We start from the raw sequence: 1148 nt of genomic DNA, 5'->3' as shown, positions 1-1148 counted from the left end.
GAGCGCGGCCTCCGGGTCGTGCACCGAGCACGGGCCGACGATGACGAGGAGCCGGTCGTCGTCGCCCGCGAGGACGTCACGAACCTCGCGGCGCGACGTCGTCACGAGGTCGCTGCGCGTGGCGCCGAGCGGCAGGTCAGCGAGCATCGCGCGCGGGGCGGGGAGCGCGTCGAGCGCGCGGACCCGCAGGTCGCTCGTGCGGGCCTGGAGCTCGGGGCTGTCCACGGGGTCGACGGTACTCGTCACCTGGTCGGACGACGCGGTGGACGTCGGGCTGGACGACGCGGACTCGGGGTGGGTGGTCGTGCTGGTCACGGGAGGCTCCTGGTCTGTGCGGCGGGGGTTCGGGGAGCGCCGTGAGTCGGGGTGCTCAGCTGTGCTCGGCGGTCTTCACCTGGCGCTTCACCGGCCTGCTGCCGCCCGTGGTCCCGGAGCGGCCCGTCTCACGACGAAGGGCCCGGACGCGGTCCGCGTCCAAGGCCCTGTGCTGGCTCCGGGTGGTGATCTGTGGTCAGGCGAACGCCCGCACGGCCCCACCGGGAGCCTGCGTAAAGCGCCAATACCACTGAGAAGTCACGGAGCGACCGTAGCACAGTGCCTCCGCGGGTCGGACGGCGCGTCTCACGTGCCGGTCGGCCTGTGTGCGGGCGTGCCCGCCTAGGCTCGGGCCATGCCGATCCCCGAGTTCGTCGCCGCCCTGCGGTCCCACGTCGGGACCGACCTCCTCTGGATGCCGGGAGTGTCGGCCGTCGTGGTGGACGACGACGGCCGCCTGCTGCTCGGGCAGCGCGCCCACACCGGGCAGTGGGCCGTGATCAGCGGGATCCTCGAGCCCGGCGAGGACCCCGCGGTCGGGCTCGCGCGCGAGGTGCGCGAGGAGACGGGCGTCGACGTCGTCGTGGACGCGCTCGTCGCGGTGACCGTCACCGAGCCGGTCGAGTACCCCAACGGCGACCGCTCGCAGTACCTCGACCTCGCGTTCCTGTGCCGGCCGGTGTCCCCCACGGCCGCGGCCGCGGCGCACGTCGCGGACGACGAGTCGCTCGCGGTCGCGTGGTTCGCCCCGGACGACCTGCCCGCCGACCTCGCGCGCTCCACGGTCGAGCGGCTCGGCCACGCGCTCGGCCGGCTCGCGGACCCCTCAGCCG

The 1148-nt window shown here is 74.8% G+C and carries 1 protein-coding gene and 1 pseudogene; one reads left to right on the top strand and one right to left on the bottom strand.

Features of this window, described 5'->3' with window-relative positions:
* A pseudogene (locus G3I78_RS53350) lies at positions 1-315 on the bottom strand (hypothetical protein); the annotation flags it as partial.
* Between the two features lie 355 nt (positions 316-670).
* On the opposite strand from G3I78_RS53350, the gene G3I78_RS46305 reads away from it, so the two are divergent.
* Positions 671-1148, top strand: a 478-nt coding sequence (locus G3I78_RS46305; RefSeq protein ID WP_164436532.1) for an NUDIX domain-containing protein, incomplete at its 3' end; no start/stop codon positions are given.

Source organism: Streptomyces sp. SID13726 (assembly GCF_010548375.1).
Taxonomy (GTDB): Bacteria; Actinomycetota; Actinomycetes; order Streptomycetales; family Streptomycetaceae; genus Streptomyces.
This window is presented reverse-complemented; position numbering and strand designations above follow the sequence as displayed.